20 protein-coding genes are annotated in these 19,346 nt (G+C 43.5%); 9 read left to right on the plus strand and 11 right to left on the minus strand.

The window, feature by feature from the left end; all coding sequences use genetic code 11:
• Positions 1-71 precede the first annotated feature (71 nt).
• Together IHV80_RS16670 and IHV80_RS16675 are read left to right on the plus strand one after the other, a co-directional pair.
• Complete coding sequence (locus IHV80_RS16670) at positions 72-548, plus strand: YHS domain-containing (seleno)protein (RefSeq protein ID WP_192891496.1); 477 nt, start codon at positions 72-74, stop codon at positions 546-548.
• Positions 549-796: 248 nt separating this feature from the next.
• Positions 797-1,432: an START domain-containing protein gene (locus tag IHV80_RS16675; protein ID WP_192891497.1), complete on the plus strand. Its 636-nt coding sequence runs from the start codon at positions 797-799 to the stop codon at positions 1,430-1,432.
• A gap of 61 nt (positions 1,433-1,493) precedes the next feature.
• On the opposite strand, the gene IHV80_RS16680 is transcribed toward IHV80_RS16675, so the two are convergent.
• The 4 genes from IHV80_RS16680 to IHV80_RS16695 all read right to left on the minus strand — a co-directional run bounded on the left by IHV80_RS16680 (position 1,494) and on the right by IHV80_RS16695 (position 4,240).
• On the minus strand, positions 1,494-2,024 hold the full coding sequence (locus IHV80_RS16680) for a DNA mismatch repair protein (protein ID WP_192891498.1): 531 nt from the start codon (positions 2,022-2,024) through the stop codon (positions 1,494-1,496).
• An 8-nt stretch (positions 2,025-2,032) separates the two neighbouring features.
• Positions 2,033-2,419, minus strand: a complete 387-nt coding sequence (locus tag IHV80_RS16685) for an MAPEG family protein (protein WP_192892158.1) — start codon at positions 2,417-2,419, stop codon at positions 2,033-2,035.
• A 616-nt stretch (positions 2,420-3,035) separates the two neighbouring features.
• Positions 3,036-3,503 carry a YjiG family protein gene (locus tag IHV80_RS16690; RefSeq protein WP_004732741.1) on the minus strand — a complete coding sequence of 156 codons (468 nt, stop codon included), beginning with the start codon at positions 3,501-3,503 and terminating at the stop codon, positions 3,036-3,038.
• Positions 3,503-4,240 (minus strand): nucleoside recognition domain-containing protein, encoded by a 738-nt coding sequence (locus IHV80_RS16695; RefSeq protein WP_192891499.1) that lies wholly within the window; start codon positions 4,238-4,240, stop codon positions 3,503-3,505. Before IHV80_RS16695 ends, IHV80_RS16690 begins: the two co-directional genes overlap by 1 nt.
• Before the next feature lie 524 nt (positions 4,241-4,764).
• On the opposite strand from IHV80_RS16695, the gene IHV80_RS16700 reads away from it, so the two are divergent.
• Both IHV80_RS16700 and nhaD read left to right on the plus strand, forming a co-directional pair.
• Positions 4,765-4,944 (plus strand): hypothetical protein, encoded by a 180-nt coding sequence (locus IHV80_RS16700; RefSeq protein ID WP_226088563.1) that lies wholly within the window; start codon positions 4,765-4,767, stop codon positions 4,942-4,944.
• Positions 4,945-5,231: 287 nt separating this feature from the next.
• A complete protein-coding gene (gene nhaD, locus IHV80_RS16705; RefSeq protein WP_192891501.1) occupies positions 5,232-6,671 on the plus strand; it encodes a sodium:proton antiporter NhaD in 1,440 nt (479 codons plus the stop codon).
• A 25-nt stretch (positions 6,672-6,696) separates the two neighbouring features.
• Here nhaD and IHV80_RS16710 read toward each other — a convergent pair whose 3' ends face one another.
• The 3 genes from IHV80_RS16710 to IHV80_RS16720 all read right to left on the minus strand — a co-directional run bounded on the left by IHV80_RS16710 (position 6,697) and on the right by IHV80_RS16720 (position 9,217).
• On the minus strand, positions 6,697-7,083 hold the full coding sequence (locus IHV80_RS16710) for a hypothetical protein (RefSeq protein ID WP_192891502.1): 387 nt from the start codon (positions 7,081-7,083) through the stop codon (positions 6,697-6,699).
• Positions 7,084-7,242: 159 nt separating this feature from the next.
• Entirely contained in the window at positions 7,243-7,725 is a 483-nt protein-coding gene (locus IHV80_RS16715; RefSeq protein ID WP_192891503.1) for a methylated-DNA--[protein]-cysteine S-methyltransferase, read from the minus strand.
• Positions 7,726-7,750: 25 nt separating this feature from the next.
• Positions 7,751-9,217: an AlkA N-terminal domain-containing protein gene (locus tag IHV80_RS16720; protein WP_192891504.1), complete on the minus strand. Its 1,467-nt coding sequence runs from the start codon at positions 9,215-9,217 to the stop codon at positions 7,751-7,753.
• Between the two features lie 234 nt (positions 9,218-9,451).
• On the opposite strand from IHV80_RS16720, the gene IHV80_RS16725 reads away from it, so the two are divergent.
• On the plus strand, positions 9,452-9,655 hold the full coding sequence (locus IHV80_RS16725) for a hypothetical protein (protein WP_065111752.1): 204 nt from the start codon (positions 9,452-9,454) through the stop codon (positions 9,653-9,655).
• A 218-nt stretch (positions 9,656-9,873) separates the two neighbouring features.
• On the opposite strand, the gene IHV80_RS16730 is transcribed toward IHV80_RS16725, so the two are convergent.
• Positions 9,874-10,764: a LysR family transcriptional regulator gene (locus IHV80_RS16730; protein WP_192891505.1), complete on the minus strand. Its 891-nt coding sequence runs from the start codon at positions 10,762-10,764 to the stop codon at positions 9,874-9,876.
• Between the two features lie 154 nt (positions 10,765-10,918).
• On the opposite strand from IHV80_RS16730, the gene IHV80_RS16735 reads away from it, so the two are divergent.
• Together IHV80_RS16735 and nagB are read left to right on the plus strand one after the other, a co-directional pair.
• Positions 10,919-11,272 (plus strand): DUF413 domain-containing protein, encoded by a 354-nt coding sequence (locus IHV80_RS16735; RefSeq protein WP_192891506.1) that lies wholly within the window; start codon positions 10,919-10,921, stop codon positions 11,270-11,272.
• 603 nt (positions 11,273-11,875) lie between these two features.
• Positions 11,876-12,676, plus strand: coding sequence for a glucosamine-6-phosphate deaminase (gene nagB / locus IHV80_RS16740; RefSeq protein WP_017111336.1), 801 nt, complete (start codon positions 11,876-11,878; stop codon positions 12,674-12,676).
• A gap of 297 nt (positions 12,677-12,973) precedes the next feature.
• Here the strand turns inward: nagB and IHV80_RS16745 are convergent, their stop codons facing one another.
• The 3 genes from IHV80_RS16745 to IHV80_RS16755 all read right to left on the minus strand — a co-directional run bounded on the left by IHV80_RS16745 (position 12,974) and on the right by IHV80_RS16755 (position 16,783).
• A complete protein-coding gene (locus tag IHV80_RS16745; protein ID WP_192891507.1) occupies positions 12,974-13,510 on the minus strand; it encodes an MltR family transcriptional regulator in 537 nt (178 codons plus the stop codon).
• Between the two features lie 50 nt (positions 13,511-13,560).
• Positions 13,561-14,709 carry a mannitol-1-phosphate 5-dehydrogenase gene (locus tag IHV80_RS16750; protein WP_192891508.1) on the minus strand — a complete coding sequence of 383 codons (1,149 nt, stop codon included), beginning with the start codon at positions 14,707-14,709 and terminating at the stop codon, positions 13,561-13,563.
• Positions 14,710-14,890: 181 nt separating this feature from the next.
• Positions 14,891-16,783 carry a PTS mannitol transporter subunit IICBA gene (locus IHV80_RS16755; RefSeq protein ID WP_192891509.1) on the minus strand — a complete coding sequence of 631 codons (1,893 nt, stop codon included), beginning with the start codon at positions 16,781-16,783 and terminating at the stop codon, positions 14,891-14,893.
• A 576-nt stretch (positions 16,784-17,359) separates the two neighbouring features.
• Here IHV80_RS16755 and IHV80_RS16760 point away from each other — a divergent pair.
• Positions 17,360-18,226 carry a glycerol kinase gene (locus tag IHV80_RS16760; RefSeq protein WP_192891510.1) on the plus strand — a complete coding sequence of 289 codons (867 nt, stop codon included), beginning with the start codon at positions 17,360-17,362 and terminating at the stop codon, positions 18,224-18,226.
• A 324-nt stretch (positions 18,227-18,550) separates the two neighbouring features.
• Complete coding sequence (locus IHV80_RS16765) at positions 18,551-19,207, plus strand: NAD(P)H-dependent oxidoreductase (protein ID WP_192891511.1); 657 nt, start codon at positions 18,551-18,553, stop codon at positions 19,205-19,207.
• The last annotated feature ends 139 nt before the right edge of the window (positions 19,208-19,346 follow it).

The raw sequence follows: 19,346 nt of genomic DNA on the forward strand, positions 1-19,346 counted from the left end.
TCCCTTTATAGACCGGACGAGTGGGCTAAATTACTTCAAACAAGATAACTAACACTGACAAGGAACTTGATATGTCACACATGAAATCGACCAGTCAAAAAATCACGCTATTGGCCGCGCTACTTGGAACCAGCTTTTCTTTAATGGCAGCAGATCTTGATATGAGCGTCGACAGCAATGACCTCGCCATTAAAGGTTATGACCCTGTCGCTTACTTTGCCAATGAAGGGCCAGTTAAGGGCACATCTGAATTCACAGCGACTTATAAGAATGCGATTTATAACTTTGTAAGCAGTGAAAACCGAGATGAATTCCGAACCAACCCACAAGCTTATGCACCCCAATATGGCGGCTATTGTGCCTTTGGTGTTGCAATGGGTAAGAAATTTGAAACAGACCCATTAGCTTGGAAAGTAGAGGATGGGAAGCTGTACTTGAACTTAGATAAGTCAGTTCAAAAGCGTTGGCTGGAGAATACGCAAGAATTCATCCAAGACGCCAACAGCAATTGGACCACTATAAAAACAGTCGAAGCCTATAAGCTCTAAGTTCTAAGTTCTAAGTTCTAGCATTCAACGTTTATCCATTGCCCACTAACAAAAACGGAAGCGACCGAACGCTTCCGTTTTCATTTTGACCGGCCAAAATATAGATAAACCGCTAACCATTGGTAACATCGCGATAAACGTCGATGTGGCGTTCAAACTTGAGAAAAAGCAATAATCCCTCAGTACAAATCAAATCCATTTTTATTCTATACTCCTAAAAGATAAGCTTTTCTTTTCATGGAAGAATAATGATATTACCTAGGATTTTGGTACTCGGGCTCTGCGCTTTCTCAACACTCACCTACGCCACCCCATGGCAGTTTGTGAAAAGTGAAGATGGCATCATCATCGATAAGAGACCTCATAGCGAAGGCTTGGTAGAAATACGAGCCCAAATGCAAACACCCACTACTTATTCTGGTTTTTTGCTGCTATTGGAAGACAGCGAAAACGTGCCAAACTGGATAGATAATGTGTCGAAAAGTCGTGTCTTGATGCAGATATCTGAGTCGGAAAATATTGTCTATACCCAATTCAAGGCGCCATGGCCTGCCAGAGATCGAGATATGGTGACCTACTCAAAATACAGCATCGAAGATGGACAGTTTTCCTTGTCGATTAAGGATGCGTCTAACTATTTGGCGAAAGAGTCGGGGTACATTCGAATTTATGATGTGGATGCGCTATGGACGCTGCAACCGCTCACCAATGGCAACAGTTACATCACCTACACCGCTTATGCGAACGCGGGAGGCATACTGCCAAATTGGCTAATGAATAAGTTATCGATTGGCAGCGCACTGAGCACGTTTAAGGGATTGAAAGAACAGCTACCAAAGTACCAAGGCCAACAGCACCCTAACCTGCCAAGCGAGTCTCGCTAGCGTTACAGGTACCAGCAATAGAAAGCTCAACTTCTAAGGTTTTCTTGTTAGGGTCTTCTGGCTAGGGTCTTCTGGCTAGGTCTCGGGCTAAAATAAGTGCCAAGCCAAATACCTGAAGAAACAATGCGATGTTCTTATAGAAAGCCATTTTCTCGTCGAGCCTTTGGATTAACTCAACCAAAGTCAGGTTATCCAAATAGTAATTATCGATTCGAGTTCGCTGTGATTCTTGGGCACTGTTTATCAGCATCATAAGCTTAGATAAATTAGCCAACGAGATGGTGGGGACTTCATCATCTACCCAGCGCCTTAGCTGGCCTCGCAACGCTTCATCTAAAGCAGTAGAGGGTTGAGCCCTTTCTGCTGATGATTTATCTAGATGAATCAGAATTGCTTCACGCTTGCGCTCTAAGGTTTCGATCGTGTTCCAGGCCAGCTGTATTGAGTACACATTGCCGTATTTACGATCGTTGTATTCTGCTTTCTCCGCTTCAATTTTGTCTAACACCAAACTCGACATGACAATCGCCATCACGTTCAGTATTAGACCTGCGAGGACAATCGCCCAAGCAGGAGGAAGGCGCAATGCCATAATGCTCCCTAGAACATTTGATCAAAAGGTAGGTAAGCTAAGTTTAGGACAATCAAAGAGCTCATGCAGATAAGCGTTAATACCATACCGACTTTTCGACCTTTGAAGTTCTTCGCTAAAATGCCTTTTGCATGAATCACTCGCCCCAGAATAAACGCCACGCCAAGCACATGAATAAGCCAAACATTAGCACCATTCATCTCTAACAATCCCATCAAGATAACCGTGATTGGGATGTAATCCATTGCGTTACTTTGTGCCGTTCGAGCTATCTGCAACGACTCAACACCACCATCGGCATGAGCAACAAGATTGATTCGCCTCTGCTTAATAACTTCAATCGCCAACCAAATCATTACGACCGTCAGCAAGGCTGCGTAAAGTGCTGTTACCATCATATTTCCCTATTAGTCGGAGTTTGTTGGGTGTGTTTCACCTGCCTATTAACGGATGAGGTCAACACAGAAGGATATTCGCGCCCGAAAATTTGTAAGAGATCTCTCACATCGAACGTAAGAGATCACAATCAAGCTTCGCAGAAAATTCCTAAAATACAAACCCAACCCCTTGTTTTATATGAATCCACGCATATTTATTTTAGTGAAAGAGAATATTTATTTCCCAAGGTCAATTGCGAGAAAAGCCTCCAAAGTGTTTAATACACATGTCGACAGGGAGTTGGCAGGAACAGGAAAAAGCCTAACGGATTAGGTATCTTCAGGATGAAGATTTGATGGCTTAGGATGAGTTATCAGCAAGGAAGTTATGCTCTAGGATAGAGTCGCTTGTCAGGATGATGAGTTAGCAAGGACACCGCTAGGAAGGCGATGAATTGGATAGGTTAAAGGATTTAGCCAAATCAAGGAACGATGCAGGGAGCATACGTTACCTTATTTAAAAGAATAAGTAACAACGTCAGTAGCAGGATGGCTACAAAAAGAATAGACCCCGTTTGGTGAAAGCCAAACGGGGTTTCCTTTTTTGTGACGTTTGAAATCAAGCCGATTAACGTTACAAAATAATGTTCATCAGGAACATCGCACCAAAGGCATTCAATACCGAAATAGCGATCATCACTGGGATGTAACGACCTTCAGTACCGATTGGACCCATGATACGACCCATGTATTGCACCTGAGAGCCCATCAAGTAGATAGCAGGCGCCAAGATAGCGATATGAGTTCCGTTTAAGATACCTTGGTCAAACAATGTAATAACTACACCAACTGCACCACCCATAGACATCCACGCGCCAATCAATACTGCTGCCGCTTCGCCCGGTAAACCAAATACTGCCATGATAGGTGCAAACACACTGCCCATCAGGTCAAGCGCACCCGTGATTTGCAATGCTTTGATGATGACAAACGCCATTAGAACATTAGGTACTGTAGAAGTTGTCGCAATGACCCAGCCTTTCTTAGCACCTTCAACGAAAATATCAGTAACCATTGGTTTCTTTGCTTTAACTTCGCTCATTATGCTACTTCCTCTTCCAGTTTTTGTTCTTTATCTGCTTTTGGTTTGTCTTCTTTGCCTTCAGTAATATTGAGGTAGATGCGGAATAGGTTCGCACCAACAAATTTGAAAACAAACATTACAGCAACCGCTAAACCAATAGACGAAGTCACAGCAAGAGAACCGTCCATCGCAGTCAGCGTGAACAACACTGCACCCGAAGAGAAAAAGTTCACGATCGCCGCGCCCGCAGTGAACTGGAACATAGTGAAGACATCGGTTTCACGCTTAGTCAGATGCCCTTCATCTTTGAGCTGCCTTGTCATCGCCGCGCCAGCATCGGTACTTTGCAGAGAAGCGATCAGTGCCAAGCCTGAGTTACCCGGAATACCCATCAAAGGACGAAGTAGAGGAGTCAGAAGTTTACGAGCGGCGTCCAGCGCACCGTAATGCTCAAGAACGTTGATCATGCCTAGTGCAAACATCACGGTCGGAATAAGTGTCAAAGCAAAAATAAAACCGTCACGAGCACCACTACCACCTTTACCACGTAACGAAGTGGTTGCAGCTTGAACACCATCGGCCGTCTCACTGACATCGTAAGCGACTTGACCGAACGAACCATTGAGCGTCGTAAAATCAAATACGCCATACCATTCGTTGGACTGCATTAAGCCTGAAAAGAACACAATCGCGAACGCGAGTGCGATATAGCTACCGATCGTGACTTTACGATCGGTTTGGGTTGGATTAGTCATAAGGACCTCTATACATCTCGTTTATGTGGAACAGAACACGTATAGATAGTGCAAACTAATGAGCAAAATGTTACTGACCAAAATCAAATAGCGTATAAGTTTAAATAGAAGAACATCAACAACATATAAAACTGTGACTTTGGTTGAGATATAGAAATATCCACTGACAAAATCCGCATATTTCACATACAAAACTGATCCAAATTCACTTCAACAGCGCAACCGAAAACATACAGAATCGCCACACAAATCAAGCTTCAGGAGAGAATTGCTCATGCAAGCCGATCTCTGATAATAACGTAAGAGATCTCACACAGTGATTTATGCGCCTAATTTTAATTCTATTGTAATACAAACACTTAAAAGGTGATTTCGCTTCCAAAATGCAACCGTTTGCTTCTCGTTGATTAGGTTTTGAGCCGAGCGGAAACGATGAGCCATTTTATAAAGGAATTGAGCTTAATTCGAAATTCCAGCAAATAGAGGTGCTATAGACTTCGCGCTGCCAATATTGAAGGAGAGCAGTGGTTAATATGGAAATGAGAACACTTAAGTATCAAGTAATGGGTAAAGGTATGTGGATCACAGCAACGGTTTCTCGCGCAGTTGCGGACCAACTTGCGATGGAATATCAATCCTACGGCTGGCCTGTTGAGGTATGTGCTGTAGAGCAAACAATGACATTTGCTCAAAATGCAGCATAGTGTTGTCGATTTAGAAGAGGCTCTATCGACATAGCTTTCGATAGGGCTTTTTCACCTAATCTCTATTTTCCAATGATCAACGGTTTTGACTGTGGTTTACGGCTTTCGCCATGATTTACGCTTGTCACTATAATCTACGCATTTCACTATGATCTAAGCTTTCCATCATAGTTTCTTGTTTTCAATATAATCTATTGAATTATTAAGATATCTATCACGCTCCATATGGTTATTTAGGTCTACGCTTTTATCCGTGTTAATGACTTATTAACTTCGGAGCGTAATCCATGCTAGGTATCCAACTTTCAGTTGTTCTCTCTTTTTTGTTTTTTTCTACTGTGGCGGGCGCTGCTACTGCTCAGTTGGGAGAACCTCTCAAGCTCACCAATTCATTTGTTGGATATCTATCCCTAACCATTTTCGTTGTCGCCTACATAGTCGTGATGATGGAAGAATACCTGAAGCTCCGAAAATCCAAGCCGGTTTTACTTGCTGCTGGTCTCATCTGGATCATCATTGGCTTCACCTACCAAGAGTACAACCTCACTGAGGTAGCGAAACAAGCACTCGAACACAACCTACTCGAATACGCCGAATTACTGCTTTTCCTATTGGTCGCGATGACGTACATCAGCGCCATGGAAGAAAGAAGACTGTTTGATGCGCTTCAGGCGTGGATGGTGGGTAAAGGCTTTAACTTTCGATCTCTATTCTGGTTAACCGGTATTCTGGCTTTCTTTATCTCGCCGATTGCTGACAACCTCACCACCGCTTTATTAATGTGTGCTGTGGTCCTCAAGGTGGCAGGCTCAAATCCAAAATTCGTAAACCTTGCTTGTGTGAATATCGTGATTGCGGCCAATGCTGGCGGCGCATTCAGTCCATTCGGGGACATCACAACGCTGATGGTATGGCAGGCAGGCTACGTCAGTTTTAGCGAGTTTCTTCCCCTATTTATTCCTTCAGTCATGAACTACGTTGTTCCAGCCCTGATCATGTCTTACTTTGTTCCGACAACTCAACCCGATACGGTTCACCAACATATCGAGCTAAAACGTGGAGCGAGAAGGATCGTATTCTTGTTCATCATGACGATTGCCACAGCTGTCGCTTTCCACGCCGTGATTCACTTCCCTCCCGTGATGGGCATGATGATGGGGCTCGCCTATCTGCAGTTCTTTGGATACTACTTGCGTAAGACCTTACCCAACTCACTCGCTAAGAAAAAAGCGGTGGCGATTGCCAACAACGACGAAGGCGCACTTAAGCGATTAGGCTCAGTGGTGCCATTTGATGTATTTCGAAGAGTGTCACATGCCGAGTGGGACACATTATTGTTCTTCTACGGTGTTGTAATGTGTGTAGGTGGTTTAAGTCTGCTTGGGTATTTGGAACTTGCTTCTGGGGTGATGTACAGCCAATGGGACCCAATTTGGGCCAACATCATGGTGGGGATCTTGTCTGCGATTGTCGATAACATTCCGGTTATGTTTGCGGTGTTATCAATGGAGCCTCAAATGTCGATAGGTAACTGGTTGTTGATTACCTTAACGGCAGGTGTAGGCGGTAGCTTACTGTCGATAGGTAGCGCAGCAGGAGTGGCATTAATGGGGGCGGCACACGGCAAATACACCTTCTTTGGTCACCTGAAATGGATGCCAGTGATCATGATTGGTTACGTTGTGAGTATTGCGGCGCACCTTTGGTTGAACGGAGATCTTTTTTAATAAGAGTCTGTTTAAGGGGGAGTATTTAAAAGGCCGAATCATCCAGCGGCTTCTCAACTCGTGTCCAGATATTGCTTAACTGCATGGCTGGACACTGATTACACGTTAGCATCGCACCTTCTTGATGGATTCGCATTACCAATCCTGGCCCCTTGCGACTGTTGCCTGAATTAAGCTCAATGTTGATCAGGTCATCTTCGACATGATAACTGCGAGTAACACTGCTGTTTACCGATTGATAAATGACTTGTCCCGATTCAAATTCGAGATAACTTTCATTGTCTGCGTTCTCGTACATGCCACTAAATAAAACAAGCCGAGGGACTTCGAAGGGACGAGTGGTATCGGTTAAGCAACCCGTCAACAATAGTGCGCTACTGCAACCGATTATCAGAGAATGATGGCTATTCATTTGGGCATCCTTGCCTAGAGAGCATGGTTAAAGGATATGCAACCAAATAAGTATTTTCCAGAAAGCGGCAATTTTATTGCAAAGTCACACTTTGAGACCCCTTAACGTTCACCAATAATTGACACGCATTCTTCAACAAGTATTCAGACCAAAGACTCTTTAATCTTCCTCTCTTCCCTCAATAACCAACAAGCGTTGTTTACGTTCTACGCCGCCCGCATACCCTGTCAGTTTGCCATTTTTACCAATAACTCGATGGCACGGCACAATCACTGATACCGGATTTTTACCATTGGCTAAACCAACGGCACGAACTGCCTTTGGGTTACCAATCGCATCAGCCAGTTGTGCATAGCTCCATGTTTCCCCATAAGGAATAGTCATGAGCGCTTGCCAAACCGATTGCTGAAATGGCGTGCCCTTTGCGGCGATCGGCACAGAAAACTGGATAACCTCACCAGCAAAATAGCGATTGAGCTGGTCGGCGACCAATTCAAAGATCGGAAAGCCATCATCTCGAACACCTAACTCTTCAGGCTTGGTGGTGTATATTTCAAACCAGAGACCTAACAACCCTTCATCGTTCGCCTGTAAAGTCACGGTGCCCAATGGGCTCTCATAATAAGTAAAGCGGTTAGCCATGATATCTCCTAGCTTAGTATTCCGATTAAGATTGATTCCAACAATGGAACGTAGCGTAGCTTCCCCAAGGTGAAACGCTCTCTGCATTAATAGCAGGGCGATGCTCAATGAACTTCTTCACCACCAAATCACCAACCAGTAAGTGGTTTGGTTCGCTTAACCCACGAAGCAGCGCATATTGAATCGTCCAAGGTCCAATACCTTTTAGGTCAATCCATTTAGAAGGATGCTCTGATTCGTTGTCGACCATGTATTCAGCAAAACGCTTTAAGGTTTCCTTACGGCTTCCCGGCATTCTTAAAAAGCTCACATCTGCATCGGCTATTTGTTTTGGTGTTGGGAAATACGCTTTCTCAAATGCATCAGCAATTTGTTGTAAGTCAGAGCACTCTTGTGAATTAGCCGGCTCTTGTAAATCAGAAGAGTGATGTAAAGCAGAAGCCTGATGTGAACCAGAAAGCTCACGCACCAACAAATTAAGCTGGCCAATCGCCGCCGTTACCGAGACTTGTTGGCCCAGAACCGCTCTGACTCCAGCTTCCCAAGCACTCCATACACCTGGAATGCGGATGCCACTCTTAGCGACTAAATTAGGGTCGATAGTAGTAAAGAAAGCTTCAACCTTGCTGATGTCGACATCGAGGTCGAACATGCGTCGAATATTGGCGATCAAGCTTCTTAATTGGCTCATATCATCCAACTCAAACTCAATATCTAGGCAGTTCTCTTTGGCTAAAGTCGCCTTGAACCAGCCCTTTGAACCATTCACGTTCACCGTCCGCTGGTAATAGTCTTCACCCACCTCTTCTAAGCCTTCAATCATTCGTCGGCGATAGAAACCCAACAAATGACTCCAGTCCAGCGGGCCGTGAAAACTTAACTGGATATGATTACTTAGGTTTTTATTTGGCTTGGCTCTTCGGATTTGGCTTGGCGACAGCTGCAATTCTTTTAGGAAAGCATCATTGAAGCGGCGCGTGCTATTAAAGCCACTCGCAAAGCCCACATCTGTAATGCTCATGCTGCTGGTGTGGAGTAACTGCTTGGCAAACATCAATTGGCTATAAAGGCTATATTGCTTAGGTGACACCCCGATGTAATTGTCGAATAGGGTTCGTAGATAACGATCTGAAATACCTAATCGAGTAGCAAGATCGACAATCGATCCTGAATTCAGTGCGCCATTATCGATTAAATGCATAGCTCGCAGAAAGGTGGTTTCAACCCCTTTCCATGCTGGAGAGAAAGGCGCGCTGTCTGGGCGACAACGTAAGCAAGGACGGTATCCCGCTTTCAAAGCCTGAGCTTGATGAGAAAAGTATTCGACATTTTCTTCTTTGGGCGGGCTTGCCGGGCAAATAGGTCGACAAAAAATGCCCGTAGTTTTCACCGCAGTAAAAAACATCCCATCAAAACGAGCATCTCGCGCATAACGAGCTAAATGGCACTGTTCACTCGTTAATGAGCTGTTGTGATGAATATTTTTCGACATGCTGTGCTCTTCCCTTCGCTCATAAGCTTCACTCTGATAACTAAAAGTTTACCGTGAACTTCCATTGTCGCTAGCCATTTTCGGAAGCGAAGGTCAGATAAATCACAAAAAAGGTTTTAATTTTATTCAATTCGACTAGATTTAACCTAGAGAAGGTATTCTTCTCACAACGTCAACGATAGGTACTTAGCACGCCAAGATGCAGAGACCTATTGAATAATAAGGAAAAAGGCTATGGTTTTACACACGTGTCGTATTGTTTTATCAAATCAACAAGTTCTCACCAGTCAATCAGTCGAACAGTCTCTCAGCTTTCTTGAAGATAAAGCGAGCAACGGGATTTCTAAGATTGAAATAGACGCAACCGATGGACATCAGATCCATTCATATCTATCTCACTCTCTTGAAGAGTCCATTGAGAACTTAATGAACCTATAGCTCTTTCAAAACATAACGCTCTGAAAACATGGAGCTCTGAAATTTAGTGCTTTTGAAAATTTGGCGCTTTTGAAAACTTAGCTCCTCAAAAACTAAGCGCCTTGAAATAGCTTACGGATACCAGGCTTAAACTGGTTTAAAAACAAAAATGGCTCCCTTGGGAGCCATTTTTATCGAATCAACTTTTTATTTCATCAACATACTGACAACGAATACCGCTACTCAGGGCCTTGCTCAGCGGCTTGTTGCAACGTGTAAGCCGTCGATGGGTCAATCTCGTTAACCAACGTCTCAACCTGCATGATAGCGTCAACAGATGTGCTGCTTTTACGATAGCTTAGGTAGATAGGACGATACCAATCTTCAACCCCTTTCACCTTATGCAGCTGACCAGAGTCGATAAAAGGCTCAACCATAGAAACAGGTAAATAGGCACTGCCCCCTTTCTCTAAGATAAAGTCTAAAGCAATACGAGCTGTTGAGGTGCGTAGATACGGCGCAGGCACTTTTGGGTGACGCTCTGCATGTTCAGAACCAAAACGCGTTCCCCAGTCGACATAAACATATTTATGTTGGAATACAGATTCCAGATCATCTTGTTGCGTTGATACCAACACCAAAACCAAGTCAGCGACTTTTTTACAGTTCAACTCTTCCGCTTTGATCTGATCAAAAGCGAAAGCCATATCTAAGGTTCGTTCTAGCAAATTACGGTTAAGTTGCTCGCGCCCCATCACCTCAGCCATGAAGCCGTAGCCGCCGAAAGAATCGGTCACTACGCTTAAACAGTTTTGCAAATACGCATCCCAAATATTCGGTGTGCCACCCAATGTTAACTGCAAGGCTTTGCCACTCTCTAACGACAGCTCAAATTTAGCCTGTTGTAAGGTAGACACCATCACTTCCGCATAACCAATCAAACGTTCACCGGAAGAGGTGAGCTTGATGTTATTACGGTCACGAATGAAGAGCTGAGTATCAAAATAGCCTTCAAGCTGTTTGATCCGCGCACTCACCGCCGCTTGCGTTAAATACAAGTTTTCAGCTGCACGCCCAAAATGGCGCACCCTTGCAACCTCAAGAAAGGTTCTAAATACTTTCACATCCATCAAATACATCTCTGTAATAAATCTGCTAACTAGCCGATCTAGGATTGTTTATCGTAAAGGCAAAAACGTTTTGTTTCCTATTTTAGCCTTTTAACAATATTTTCGCGTGAGCAATAAACACTAATTTCTATCTAACCACATTACTGAGGCTGATATGTCTGAGACCGAATTCCGACACGGAAAAAAACGTTTTTATGACACCATTAAATTCCCACGAGGGTTCGCTAAGTCAGGTGATTTTACTCTGTCAGAAGAGGAAATCCTAACCTTGTTTGGTGACACTATGCTTGCACTTGAGACTGGTGAACTAACACCAATCAATGCAGAAGAAAGACACTTCATCAAAGTGTTGTCTCATCCTCATAAGGCAAAGTCCAAGTTAGACCGTGTTTGGTTGAAGTACATTCAACTAGCTCGTGGACGCCGTCGCTTTCATACCCTAAACGGCTGCAAACGCGGTGAAGTGCCAAGGGAAGAATACGAAAGTGAGTTAGTGTTAGAAGATTAGTAAAATCGCTCAAAGTGATACATCATCGCTTTGGGCTTTTTTTTGCTTCAAACATACTTTACTTCGCCAGTTATAAGTCTAGCTAAAGTACACTTATTTACCAATATATATATAAAATTCATAACGATAGAATATACGGTCATCTCTAAAACGCGACTGCCTTGCTCTGCATCGACTCGCTGACACCGTTTCACCTATCATTAAAAAGCTTAAGCCACTTCAATCGTCTTTCCCTTCAGCTATATTTATCTAACTCTAAAGACATAGTCGAACCAGAACCACCTAAGCATAACGCCCTTTCGATAAACATCTCGTTATAACTCCTGTTCTCGACACGTATAAGCTAACGTCATCTTGCGGGTTGGATTGATGTTTTCAGCGACTGTATTAGATTGACCTTAGGGTATATGACAAACGTATTAATCTTGTTTAACGACACCAAATATCCATACAAAAAATGTGCAATCTTGAGAGTTCTAGTCACAGATATCATTAAAAAAGTAAAAACTTGACCTAAAACAATAGCGGAAGTGGATAACTTATTTTATAATGCGAATTAATGTTTCAGAACACTATAAAATTTAATTTCTAGGGGCAAAATCAATGAGACTTATTCCTTTAAGCAACAAAGCAAAAGTAGGTAAATGGGCTGCTCGTCACATCGCAGATTCTATCAAAAAATTCGCTCCAACTGCTGAGCGTCCATTTGTTCTAGGTCTTCCTACTGGTAGCACACCTCTAACTACTTATGCTGAGCTAATTGAACTTTACAAAGCGGGCGAAGTAAGCTTCAAGCACGTTGTAACATTCAACATGGATGAGTACGTTGGTATCGACCCGAACCACCCAGAGTCTTACCGCACATTCATGCACGAGAACTTCTTCAACCACGTTGATATTCAAGCAGAAAACATCAACCTGCTAGACGGCAAAGCTGAAGACATCGATGCTCACTGTGCAGCATACGAAGAGAAAATCCGTTCATACGGCAAAATCAACCTGTTCATGGGCGGCGTAGGCATCGACGGTCACATCGCATTCAATGAGCCAGGTTCTTCTCTATCTTCACGCACTCGTATCAAAACGTTGACTGAAGACACTCGTATCGCGAACTCTCGTTTCTTCGATGGCGACATCAACCAAGTTCCTAAATACGCACTAACTATCGGTGTTGCTACTCTTCTAGATTCTGAAGAAGTAATGATCCTTTCTCTAGGCCACAACAAAGCTCAAGCGCTTCAAATGGCTATCGAAGGTTCTGTAAACCATATGTGGACTGTTACTGCTCTACAGATGCACCGTAAAGCTATCATCGTTGCTGATGAGCCAGCTCAACAAGAGCTAAAAGTTAAGACTCTACGCTACTTCCAAGAGCTAGAAGCAGAGAACATCCAAGACCTATAATCTCAGGTTTTGTTGAAACAAAAAGCCACATAATGTGGCTTTTTTTGTACCTGAAATTCGCGGTCAAGGTACAAAACTACCCAACGATTAAAACAAAAGGTGCAGATAGCAATCGACATAAGAATCGTCAATTCATGTCATGCTTAGCTCGGAAGAAATAGGAGGGCTGGAGTGAATACAAAAAAGCGATTTCTCAAGCTAGAGAAACCGCCATCAATTTAAGTTTTGGAATGAAACAAACGAGCAAATGCAAGATACGTATGTGAAGGCTCGACATAGTGAACGAAGAATGGAAAACTAAGAACTCAGCGCGTTATCTCGGCACAAGGTAGTGATAATGTCAGTGATAGCCAAAACGATCGTCGACTTCACTTTTTGATTATGTCGCCCCAAGAACATTTCAAGCATTGGACCAGACATGGTCTCCACCATCTCCGAGTCATATTCGATTGGCATTATGCGTTGAATCGCCTTCACCTTGTTGAGCTCAAATATAACGTCGACTTCTGTGAAGCTGGTGTCTTCACCCTGTATTTTCGCCCACTCTTTCAAGGTAACGAAAATCTCTAAATCATCGTAGAGCTCTTTACTGATCACACCAAGCCCTAATAGCAGCTTAGCGCGGATCATAATCTCGCCTAACGGCCCGCCACTGTTGAGAAGTGGTTCAACAACAAATTTAATTGCCGTGTCGTCTTTCTTGAAAATGTTTTTTAATACGGCATCTACCGTGTCATCCAATGCATCATAAGCCGCCATTAGACAGGCGCTAGCGCTCTCAGCTTCAGATAGGGCTTCGAGTAATTCAGTTTCGTGGCTAGTTTGTATTGGCATAACGGCTCGACAATAAGAAAGTGCCACTGGTGTGGCACTTTGATGGTTTATCATTTTAATGCTAGATAAGCTTCTTCCGCTAGTTTAACAACTTCTGAGTCACTATTCAGCTCAGAATAATGCGCTAATGTCTCAGCAAACCCTTTTTCTGCGAACATTGCTTGAAGTTCAACCGCTTGTGGGTCGTCTTCATTCTTATAATGGAACGCTGCTGCAATTGCTTTTACTAGGTGAACATTCGGTAGGCCATACTCTAATGTACCGTTCAGAGGCTTAACTAGGCGGTCTTGCGGGCTCAGTTTACGAATTGGCTGACGACCAACACGGTCTACTTCATCACGTAGGAACGGGTTAGCAAAACGACCAAGAATCTTTTGGATGTAAGCCGCGTGAGCTTCTGGATCAAAACCGTAACGCTTAATCAAAACCGCACCGCTTTCTTCCATCGTTGCTGTTACTTCAGCTCGGATTACGTCATCTTCGATCGAGTCTTTAATGGTTTCGTGACCAGCAAGCACACCAAGGTATGCGGTTACCAAGTGACCCGTATTTAGCGTAAACAGTTTACGCTCAACGAAAGCCATTAGGTTGTCAGTGCATTCCATACCTGGGATGTTTGGAATCTCACCCTTAAATTGTGTTTGATCTACGATCCACTCGCTGAACGTTTCAACGGTTACAGCTAGAGGGTCTGTTTCGCCCGCTTCTGCCGGTGGAACAATACGGTCGACCGCTGAATCAACAAAGCCAATGTGCTCTTCAATGAAGGCTTTCATTTCATCAGAAAGGTGCTCTAACACTGCTGCTTTTAATTGGCTAGTACCGCGAACCATGTTCTCTGCCGCGATGATGTTCATTGGTGCGGTATTGTTTGCTGCAGCACGCTTTTCAATGCCTTGAGCAATCGACTTAGAGATAATTTTAAGAACAGTCGGGCCTACCGCTGTGGTCACAATATCAGACTCAGCAATGCAATCTACCACGGCGCTTGTCGCTGAGTTTACTGCTGTCACGTTCTTAACAACTTCAACAACACACTCTTCACCAACAATCTTAACTGGGTATTCTTTGCGTTCAATTAACGCATTTACAACCGTTTCATTTACGTCAGCAAACGTAACCTTCATACCAGCGTCAGAAAGAAGTTTACCAATGAAGCCACGACCGATATTACCTGCACCAAAATGTAACGCTTTCATAATTTTGACCTTATAAATATTAAATCTAGATAGCTAACCACTCAACAACATGCCTGACGATGTGCCCTAGGCATTAAGCAGTAAGCTATTCAGACTGAATCTTCTTAAAGAGATTAAGACCGAAAATGAGGCCAGTAGGGGGATACCGGCCTCCTTCACTCAGGAGCTTGACTAGAGCTTTTTAGTTTCCGTTGAGAATACGTAGAACATCAGCAGGGTTTGTTGTGTTCTGTAGGCATTCCACAGCTTCTTCATCATCGAGTGAATTGGTAATAGCCATCAGCACCATGTTGTGCTCATCGCCTTGTGCGGCAATACCGATAACCATCTTCGCGATATCATCTTCGTCTTCGCCCCACTGAATACCTTCAGGGTACTGACAGAAAACGATGCCGGTTTTTTGTACATATTGTTTCGCTTCGATTGTGCCGTGTGGTACAGCGATAGACTCACCTAGGTAAGTAGACACAAGCTCTTCACGAGCAAACATGCCGTCTACGTATTCCGGTGATACGTTGCCAAGTTTTACTAATTGGTCACCAGCAAATTTGATTGCGTCTTCTTTTTGAGTCGCTTTAAGGCCAAGGAAGATGCTGTCATTAGTTAGGGCAAGCTTGTTGCTTTCTTGAGCAGGCGCTTCTGCAGGAGCTGGAACTTCTACCTTCGCCTCACCACTTTGTGCTTCAACCAGCTCTGCTACTAGGTTGTCGTATACAGCCCCGTCTAAGAAGTTACTTAGAGACATGTGCATTGCACCTGGAATGGTGTTACGTGCACGGTCTGTTAAGTCTTTATGCGTAATAACAATCTGCGAATCAGCTGGTAGGTTGTTGATTGCGTAGTTCGTTACCTCGATGTCTAGGCCTGCTGCTGCTACCTTTTTACGAAGTAGACCGGCACCCATTGCACTTGACCCCATACCCGCATCACACGCTACATAAACAGCTTTAACATCCGCTAGGTTTACATCAGCTCCTGATGCTGCACCTTTAGAAGACGCTTTCATGTCTTTCATTTGAGCTGAGGCTTTTTCTAGTGAATCTTCGTCGTCACCTTGAGCTGAAGTCTTAAGTAGGATTGAAGCTACGATGAAAGACACAGCCGTTGCAGCGATTACAGAAAGTACAACACCGATGTAAGACCCTTTAGGTGTCATCAACAAGATAGCGAAGATAGAACCTGGTGATGCTGGAGAGATAAGGCCAGAATCGAACACTACGTTAGTGAATACACCCGCCATACCACCTGCGATTACAGCAAGGATTAGACGTGGGTTCATTAGAACGTAAGGGAAGTAAATTTCGTGGATACCACCTAGGAAGTGGATGATAGATGCACCTGCAGCAGACTGCTTCGCGCTACCTTTACCAAACACCATGTAAGCAAGTAGAAGACCAAGACCCGGACCTGGGTTAGCTTCGATTAGGAAGAAGATTGAGCGACCAATCTCTTCAGATTGCTGGATACCTAGTGGAGAGAAGATACCGTGGTTGATTGCGTTGTTTAGGAATAGGATTTTCGCAGGTTCAACAAAGATAGAAGCAAGAGGTAATGCACCCGCTTCAACCATCACGTTAACGCCAGCCGCCAAGCCAGAAGATAGAACTTTAACTGCAGGACCAATCACGATGAACGCAATGATCGCGCAGATCATGCCGATGATACCAGCCGAGAAGTTGTTCACTAGCATTTCGAAACCACTCTTCACTTTACCGTGAACAGCTTCATCGAATTTCTTAATTGCGATACCACCCAGTGGACCTACAATCATTGCACCCATGAACATTGGGATATCAGTACCAACGATAACACCCATTGTTGTGATAGCGCCGACTACCGCACCGCGGTCACCACCAACCATTTTACCACCGGTGTAACCAATCAATAGTGGCAGTAGGTATGTAATCATAGGACCAACCATTGATGCTAACGTTTCGTTAGGCCACCAACCTGTTGGGATAAATAGTGCAGTAATGAAACCCCACGCAATAAATGCGCCGATGTTTGGCATTACCATATTGGATAAGAAACGACCAAAGTTTTGAACCTTGATCTTCGCTTCTGGTGATAACATAGGTAGAACCCCGTAGTGTATTGGTTGGTCAAATGACCGAAAGTGTGTGCTCAAAAGTTGATTAAAATGTATCACAACATTTCCAAAATGCACCCTAGCCCAACTTTCGTGACAAACATCACGCATAAAAAACATTTTGGGGTTAACAGCAACGCTTTAGATCACAAAAATGTCATGAATCTAAATTACAAAGTGAAATTGATGAGAATAATTCTAATTCACACGAGATGTAGATCACACTTACAAACCCAGCAGTAAAAAATAATTAGAGATCAAGATCGCATTTAATAAAAGGTGCATCTTAAAAACTATAAACCATGTATGAAGGAACACCATTCCTAGTGTGTTTTCTATGCACTCAGATGAATTAAATCTATCATTATGTAATTTAATTACAGAATATAATAAAGGTCTTTCTTGATGCTTTTTTAGAGAACCCTTCCCCCAAAAACTCAAAATACATGAACAATGAGGAAGCGGAATTGCGTAAAGTAGATGTGTTATTCTAGTAATCAGTTCCTGTGTAATTCCGACCCCACATTATCCAGTAGTCAAATGACGACTTAAGAGAAGACTATGTCAGACAAGATCTCCACATCGGCACTCGCTAAACAAAAAGGCATAGAAGCTAAAACTCTATTTAGTGACCTAAAAACGGCTGGCTATATCGTACGTTCAGAAGACCGCTGGGTGCTGACCGAGCGAGGGGAAAGCTTTGGTGGGGAATATGTAGAACACAAAAAGTTTGGTGTATTTATCGTATGGCCAGAAAAACTGCTCATCGACTTAGACTCCTTCTCTGGAAAAACACTAACCGCAACTCAGCTCGGCAATGCCTTTCAACTCAGCGCAAAGAAAATCAACTTATTGCTCAATGAGCTTGGCTGGATAACAAAAGAAGACGACGGCTGGCATGTCACCTCTACAGGCTTAAAAGCCGGTGGTGAACAAAGAGAAGATAAAGCCACACAAAACTTATTCGTCGTATGGCACGACTCATTGGTACGTAATAAACGTTTAAAGCAGTCCGTTGTTGAATTCCTAGGGCACGATGCTGAAAGCCACTCTACTGATGTGTCATTTTCCAGTTTTCGTCAGAAATTCGAAGCGAAGCACCGAAGCTTAGATGGACATTATGTTCGTTCAAAGGGAGAGCTGATCATCGATAACTGGCTTTATATGGCAGGAGTGGTTCATGCGTACGAGCGTCCGCTGCCGATCTCAAAAGAAGTGATCTGCGATTTTTATCTACCAAGTGGTAAGGTGTATATCCAGTTTTGGGGAACCGATTCTGCGCCAATAACCGAAGACAAGCGTATAGAGACAAGAAAAATATACCAAGAGCACGGCTTTAGCTTAATCGAAATCACTCCTGAGGATATCCCTAATCTAGATAGCGTGCTCCCCCCATTATTACGCCAATATGGAATAAAAGCGTACTAACCCACTGAATCACGGCACTCCAAACCAATTAAGTTCACATTTATTGAATCATTGTGGACATTATTAACCATAGTGATTTGATGTGTTCGCTATTTTTCCCCAGCCATTCTTCTATTATCTTACACCCATCGACTTGAGCTACCGCAGATACTCGATTTATGGGGACATGTTCGATAGCCATTTAAGCGTTAAGTCTTTTAGAAATTGACGGTTCGAGCAACGATTTCGATAGAGATACTGCCTAAATGCGTTATCCGTTTATTGTTGACGTTACCGAACATAAAACCCTACAACATTTATTATTGATAGATATTAGGATTCAACATGACTCATCCAATCATTACTGATCTAAACACTCGTTACACAGCTAAAAAATACGATGCCGAAAAACGCATCTCTGCGGAAGACATGGAAGTAATCAAAGAAGCACTTCGTTTATCAGCTTCTTCTATCAACTCTCAGCCTTGGAAATTCATCATCATTGAGAGCGACGCAGCAAAACAACGTTTCCACAATACTTTCGAGAACATGTTCCAGTTTAACCAACCACATGCGAAAGAAGCGTCACACACGATCCTGTTTGCTCATGATCCTAAATACACTAAAGAGAAATTCGCGAAGCGTGCAGATACGGAAGTAAGCTCTGGTCACCTACCTGCTGAAATGTACGAGCAATTCTTAGGTGCTTACGCATTCGCAGAAATGAACACAGACGAAGCCGGTTTCAACGGTAACTGGACTAAGTCTCAAGTGTACATTGCACTGGGTAACACACTGCACACATTAGCTCGTCTTGGCATCGCTTCAACACCTATGGAAGGCGTAGACGCAGCTCTGATCGGCGAAGAATTTGCTGACGAACTAGAAGGTCACGTTGTTGATGTAGCACTGGCTATCGGCTACCACAAAGACGGCGAAGACTACAACCACGGCAAACCAAAAGCGCGTCTAGCGCTTGATGAAGTCGTTACTACGTTATAACAGTTACTACGCTGTAATCGGCACAACGCTGTAATAGCTAAAACAAACAAATCGCACTGCTTTATTTGGCCAGACTCTCGTCTGGCCTTTTTTGTATCTGTTATTCATCCAAGCAACTACCAACCACTTAGTCATAAAG

Source organism: Vibrio bathopelagicus (genome assembly GCF_014879975.1).
Lineage (GTDB): Bacteria > Pseudomonadota > Gammaproteobacteria > Enterobacterales > Vibrionaceae > Vibrio > Vibrio bathopelagicus.